Source organism: Algoriphagus ratkowskyi, assembly GCF_002150505.1.
GTDB classification, from domain to species: Bacteria; Bacteroidota; Bacteroidia; order Cytophagales; family Cyclobacteriaceae; genus Algoriphagus; species Algoriphagus ratkowskyi.
In genome coordinates this window covers 399969-406375 of the sequence record NZ_MSSV01000003.1, presented here as the reverse complement: position 1 = coordinate 406375, position 6407 = coordinate 399969, and the positions used below count along the sequence as shown (strand labels likewise).

At 41.2% G+C, this 6407-nt stretch carries 4 protein-coding genes; 1 reads left to right on the top strand and 3 read right to left on the bottom strand.

Features of this window, described 5'->3' with window-relative positions:
* The first annotated feature begins 46 nt into the window (after positions 1 to 46).
* Entirely contained in the window at positions 47 to 499 is a 453-nt protein-coding gene (locus BVH02_RS05385; protein WP_086499857.1) for a DUF5662 family protein, read from the top strand.
* A gap of 100 nt (positions 500 to 599) precedes the next feature.
* Here BVH02_RS05385 and BVH02_RS05380 read toward each other — a convergent pair whose 3' ends face one another.
* The 3 genes from BVH02_RS05380 to polA all read right to left on the bottom strand — a co-directional run bounded on the left by BVH02_RS05380 (position 600) and on the right by polA (position 6345).
* Positions 600 to 1709: a tyrosine-type recombinase/integrase gene (locus BVH02_RS05380; protein WP_086499854.1), complete on the bottom strand. Its 1110-nt coding sequence runs from the start codon at positions 1707 to 1709 to the stop codon at positions 600 to 602.
* Positions 1710 to 1908: 199 nt separating this feature from the next.
* Positions 1909 to 3282: a DNA repair protein RadA gene (radA, locus tag BVH02_RS05375; protein WP_086499851.1), complete on the bottom strand. Its 1374-nt coding sequence runs from the start codon at positions 3280 to 3282 to the stop codon at positions 1909 to 1911.
* 234 nt (positions 3283 to 3516) lie between these two features.
* A complete protein-coding gene (gene polA, locus BVH02_RS05370) occupies positions 3517 to 6345 on the bottom strand; it encodes a DNA polymerase I (RefSeq protein WP_086499848.1) in 2829 nt (942 codons plus the stop codon).
* Positions 6346 to 6407 lie beyond the last annotated feature (62 nt).

The window sequence follows — 6407 nt, the reverse complement described above, 5'->3', positions numbered from 1 at the left end:
AGCACCAGTACTTTATTAATTAGTAACAATTTAAAAAAATATAAAAATGAAATATGACAGCAAAGCGGATACTCTACTGCATATTAAAAGAGTAGCAGAATTAATGACACAAGCATCAAGTGAATTGATTAAACGAGCAAATGTTCACGACAATTCAAAACTTGAAACTCCTGAAAAGGAATTGTTTGACAAATTCACACCTAAACTGAAAGGTTGCACTTATAACTCAGACGAATACAGAGAGTATTTAAAAGAATTAAAAGTAGCACTTGACCATCATTATCAAAACAATTCGCATCATCCAGAACATTTTGAAAATGGTGTAAATGGATTTGATTTATTTGATTTGATAGAAATGTTTTTTGATTGGAAAGCAGCAGGAGAAAGACACGCAGACGGTAATATTTACAAATCAATTGATATTAATAAAGACCGTTTCAAATTGTCAGAACAAACAGTTGATATTTTCACTAATACCGCTAAACGTCTTGGTTGGTAGTATTGGTGCTAACTCCTTTATTGTCGCCAGTTTTTGGCTGTTACTTTCTGTTTTTGCTTCGATAGTAGCCATTTAATCCACTTTATTTTTTTGACCTTGCCTAAAGGTCATCAAAAGGGCTCCTAATCTTTTGAATGCTTTTTTGACTCACATGCGTGTATATTTCAGTCGTCTTACTGGAGCTGTGACCTAATAGTTCCTGAATATAACGAATGTCTGTACCACTTTCCAATAGATGCGTGGCATAGCTATGTCGAAGCCAATGAAGCGTTGGTTTTTGTTTGACTTTGGCTTTAGCTACCGCTTGGTTCATTACGTTTTCAAGACTTTTACCCGAATATGGTTTTCCTGAAGTCTGACCTTCAAACAAATACACACTCGGCTTCTCATACCGGTAATACTCCCGAAGTAATTCCAGAATTTTTTCGCTGATAGGTACCAAACGGTCTTTTTTTCCTTTGCCTTGATTCACTCTAAGCATTCCTCGGCTTGAGTCTATATCCTGTGGCTTCAAGTTCAAAAGCTCTGAGCGTCTCAGTCCACAGGCATAAATCAGACTTAGCATTGCTCGGTGTTTGATATTCTGATGTGCGAGTAGGATCGCTTTCACGTCTTCTTTGGATAATACATGTGGTAATAGCCTCGGGTTTTTTGGTCGTTCGATTTCTATCGGTTCTAACTTTCGTTTTAATCTATTTGAAAAATACAGTTTCACTGCGTTGATTACAAGTGATTGAAACGATGCTGAGTAGTTATTTTTAAGGATGTAGTCTTTATGGAAGTTTTCCAAGTCTGTATTATTGATTTCTGCTGGATTCTTGTTTCCCGTAAATCTCAAAAAAAGTCCCAAGCTATGTATATAGTTTCGAATGGTGGATTCGGAGTACCGTCTATTACGCATCCAATCGCTGAACTTCTCGATCTCTTCCGCTATTCCAGCATCCATCTCAGGTAGCGCTGCTTTTTTCTGATTGTTTATTTCTACTTTCTTAAATGCCGAATAGTCCAGCCAAGCTTTTCCCTTAAATAAGGCTAATAATTGGGAAGTCACTCCATCGGAATATGGGAGTGTCCATGCCTTTAATTTTGGCTGCCAATCTGCTCCTGGAATGGTCTTGACCAGTTCTTTGAGTTCCTCATCGAATGGAAATTCCAGTAGCACAAAAGGCTTCCTCTTAATTTCTCCATTTCGTAAAAAAATTGTTTTCATAGGCTTTCCCTAAAAAGTATGTTTAAGTTAAGCGAAAAGTAGATTAAATCAAACTTTTGTATTCTCCTCTAGAGCTTTCCACAGACCATTTATTCTCTTCCTAAATAATTCTGATAAACCTCTTCTAGCTTACTCTGCTATGCCGTGGTCTGTGTCATCACAGACCACTTGATCTACATACCACCAACTCACCTAACTCCTAAAAAATCTTCTGATAAACTTCCTCCAGCTTACTGACTGGCATCACTTCGATTTTGTATTTATTCAGATCTAAGCCTTTCACCGCGTATTTGGAAACTATGATTTTTTTGAAACCTAGTTTCTCAGCTTCTGCAATACGGTTTTCTATACGGTGAACTGCACGTATCTCTCCACCCAAACCCACTTCCCCTGCAAAACATATCTGCTCGGAAACTGGCGTGTCCTCATAGCTGGAAATCAGCGAGGCACAAACTGCCAAATCTAAGGCTGGATCATCTACACGAAGTCCTCCTGCCACATTCAAGAAAACATCTTGTTGACCAAGTTTCATCCCTCCACGCTTCTCCAAAACCGCTAACAACATATTCAATCGCTTAGCATCGTGTCCCGTGCTACTTCGCTGCGGAGTACCATACGTTGCCGGACTGACTAGTGATTGAATTTCGATCAGCAAAGGACGATTTCCTTCCATCATGGCCCCGATGGCGACGCCGTTCAATACTTCCTCTCGCTGAGTGAGGAGGATCTCTGAAGGATTAGCTACAGGACGAAGACCTTCTACCCGCATCTCGTAGATCCCCAGTTCGTGGGTAGATCCAAATCGGTTCTTGGAAGTTCGCAGGATTCTATAGCTCATATGCCGATCTCCTTCAAATTGCAAAACAGTATCCACCATGTGCTCCAGCACCTTCGGCCCGGCGATTGAACCGTCTTTGGTGATATGGCCGATCAGGAAAACTGGCGTTCCAGTTTCCTTGGCAAATTTCATCAGTTCGGCCGTGCATTCCCGCACCTGCGAAACAGAACCTGCGGCAGATTCTATAAATTGGCTAGTTAATGTCTGAATGGAATCTATCACGAGCAAATCAGGCTTAAGCGCTTCGATTTGCTGAAAAATCTGCTGGGTATTTGTCTCCGAAAGCACGTAGCATTCTGGATTCTTAGCAGCCATACGATCTGCACGCATCTTGATCTGCGCTTCACTTTCTTCCCCAGAAACGTAGAGGATTTTCTTGCCTACTAGGATCAAGGCAATCTGAAGCATTAGCGTGGACTTGCCTATTCCAGGTTCACCGCCTATAAGCACAAGAGAGCCTGGCACAATTCCTCCACCCAAAACTCGATCGAGTTCATCATCTCCGGTCACATATCGCGGTGACTCCTCATAGTTGACTTCGTGGATTTTCTTTGGGACGCTGGCTTTTTTGGTGGTGGAAGATTGGGGCTTCCAAGATCCTTTGCCGGATTCTTCCTTCTGCACTACTTCCTCCACATAGGTGTTCCATTCCCCGCAAGCAGGACATTTACCCAGCCACTTGGGACTTTGCGCGCCACAGTTTTGACAGAAGAAAGTGGTTTTTATTTTAGCCATTTGGAGGTACGATATACGATTTTTGATTTACGAGATGTTGGGGGACTTAGGAGATACTTTTAAAATTTATGAATTACGATTTGCGAGAGACAAAGTACTCCTATCATCTTCCTAGTCAGTTTATTCAAGAAATTTTAAATTTTTCAATTTCAATTCTACCAATTTCAAATGATGAACATCCAATGCCGAATGATGAAGTACTTACTACCTGCTACTTATGACTTACTACTAAAATTAATGCGCCTGCAGCCAATCCGTTCCCGTTCCTACTTCCACTTCTACCGGCACAGCCATTTTGATGGCGTTGGACATTAAGCCGGGAATATTTGCTTTTAAGATTTCGACCTCGTCTATATGCGCATCGAAGACCAATTCATCATGAACCTGCAGGATCATTTTGGACTTGAGGCCTTCTTTTTTCATCCACTTGTGCACATCGATCATCGCTACTTTAATCAGATCAGCAGCCGAACCTTGAATTGGCGCATTGATCGCATTTCGCTCGGCGAAGCCACGCATCGTAGCATTTCGGCTGTTGATATCTCGGAGATATCGGCGACGGCCGAGAATGGTTTCCACGTACTCATTAGCACGAGCTTTTTCGATGGCTCCGTCCATGTATTCTTTCACGGCTGGGAATTCATTGAAATAGGCATCGATAATCTCTTTTGCCTCTCCTCTAGGAATAGACAGTCTTTGCGAAAGTCCAAAAGCAGAAATACCGTAAATAATCCCAAAATTGGCGGTTTTGGCTTTTCTACGCATATCAGAGGTTACTTCATCTAGTGGCACTTGGAAGATCTTCGCAGCCGTAGTGGCGTGAATATCACGGCCATTATTGAATGCTTCGATCATAGATTCGTCACCTGAAAAAGCAGCCATGATACGCAACTCGATCTGTGAATAATCCGCTGCTAGCAATACGTAATTTTCATCCCTAGGAACAAATGCCTTACGGATCTCACGTCCTCTTTCGGTTCGAATAGGGATATTTTGAAGATTGGGATTGGTGGAAGATAGTCTACCTGTGGCTGCCACAAACTGGTTGTAGGTGGTGTGGATTTTCCCTGTTTTGGAATTGATCAGCGTAGGCAAAGCATCCACATAAGTTGACTTCAACTTCACCATTTGACGATAATCCAGAATGTTCTGGATAATCTCATGCTCGTTGGCCAATTTACTCAGCACTTCCTCACCCGTAGCATATTGCCCAGTTTTGGTTTTTTTGGCTTTAGGATCAAGTTGTAGCTTGTCGAAAAGTACTTCACCGAGTTGCTTTGGAGAGGCCAAATTGAAGCGAACACCGGCCATTTCATAGACCTTGTTCTCAATTTCCTTGCTCTCTTTTTCCAGTAAAATAGACATCTCCGCCAGGCTATCTGTATTGATACGAATTCCTTCAAATTCCATATCAGCCAGCACATTGATCAGTGGATTTTCCACTTCGTCAAACAGCTTTTCCAGTTTATTTTCTTTTAAAAGAGGATCAAATTCAGCCTTCAATCTAAGCGTAATATCAGCATCTTCAGAAGCATAAGCAGTCACTTCGTCTTCGTCCACATCACGCATACTTCCCTGATTCTTGCCTTTTTTCCCGATCAACTCAGTAATCGAAACAGGCTCATAATTCAGGTATTGCTTTGCAAGCCAATCCATAGAATGCTTGCCATCTGCATCGATCAGGTAATGAGCAAGCATGGTATCGTAAAGAAGGCCTTTGATCTCGATATTGTAATTTTTCAGGATGAGAATATCGTACTTAATATTCTGACCAATCTTTAGGATTGCTTCATTTTCAAATACTGGCTTGAGCAATTCAAGGATTGCTAAGGTCTCAATTCTATCTGCTGGGCAAGGAATGTAATATGCCTCACCAGTAATGTATGCGAATGAAATACCAACCAATTCGGCTTCCATAGCATTCACAGAAGTTGTTTCTGTATCGAAACAAATTTCTTTTTGAATCTCTAAAAATTCAACTAGTTCAAGGATTTCTGCTTTTCCTTTTACTTTATGATAATTCTGGATATTGCTGCGAATCGTATCTGGCGCTCTGACCTCAGCCACTGTTACAGATTCTTCTTCAAATTCTACTTCAGGAGAAAAAGAAGTTGTAGCAGCTGGAGCTTCGCCAAAAAGACCTAGTTGATCATTTTTCTGAACTGCTGCTTTTTTATCTGTCCCCTTAAAAACTCGGGACGCCAAGGTTCTAAATTCAAGTTCGGTGAAAATCGCTCGAACTTTTTCCTCATCAATTCCCTCGTATTTGAGGTCTTCCTTCACGTAGGTGATCGGCACGTCACACATGATGGTTGCGAGTTCTTTGGAGAGGATTCCCTGTGCAGCGAAGTTTTCCACATTCTCTTTTTGCTTGCCTTTGAGATCAGCGGTATTCTTTACCAATTCTTCTACTGTACCATAGATCTTGAGTAGTTTGACTGCCGTTTTTTGACCGATTCCAGGGATTCCAGGTATGTTATCCACAGCATCTCCCATCAGTCCCAAAATATCACGAACCTGATCTACATTGTCGATATCCCATTTGGCGCAAATCTCTTTTGGACCCATGATATCTACTCCATTTCCCATGAAAGAGGGTTTGTAAAGGAAAATATGATCATCAACCAGCTGACCATAATCTTTGTCGGGAGTCATCATATAAACTGTAAAATTCTCCTTCTCGGCCTGTTTAGCCAGTGTTCCTATCACATCATCAGCTTCATAGCCATCCAGTTCTAGAATAGGGATATTGAATGCTTTTACAATTTCTTTTACCCATGGAATAGCAATAGCAATATCCTCGGGTTGTTCTAGTCTGTTGGCTTTGTAAGCTTCAAATTGCTTATGTCTAAAAGTAGGAGCACTTGTGTCAAAAGCGACCCCAATATGGGTAGGTTTTTCCTTATCTACGATTTCGAGAAGGGTATTGGTAAACCCCAGCATCACTCCAGTATTTAGGCCTTTGGAGTTTATTCTAGGATTTTTGCTGAAGGCAAAATGTGCTCTATAAATAAGAGCCATGGCATCAAGTAAAAATAGCTTGCAGGGCTGTTTTTGGGTCATTTTCGGATGATTATAGGATAAAATAAAGGTCTTTTTTAGGCCGTGTAAGTTACAAATTTTCC

Bases quoted from the DNA above. Each gene is read 5' to 3' on its own strand.
- BVH02_RS05385 (WP_086499857.1), top strand. From the start codon at position 47: ATGAAATATGACAGCAAAGCGGATACTCTACTGCATATTAAAAGAGTA.
- BVH02_RS05380 (WP_086499854.1), bottom strand. From the start codon at position 1,709: ATGAAAACAATTTTTTTACGAAATGGAGAAATTAAGAGGAAGCCTTTT.
- radA (WP_086499851.1), bottom strand. From the start codon at position 3,282: ATGGCTAAAATAAAAACCACTTTCTTCTGTCAAAACTGTGGCGCGCAA.
- polA (WP_086499848.1), bottom strand. From the start codon at position 6,345: ATGACCCAAAAACAGCCCTGCAAGCTATTTTTACTTGATGCCATGGCT.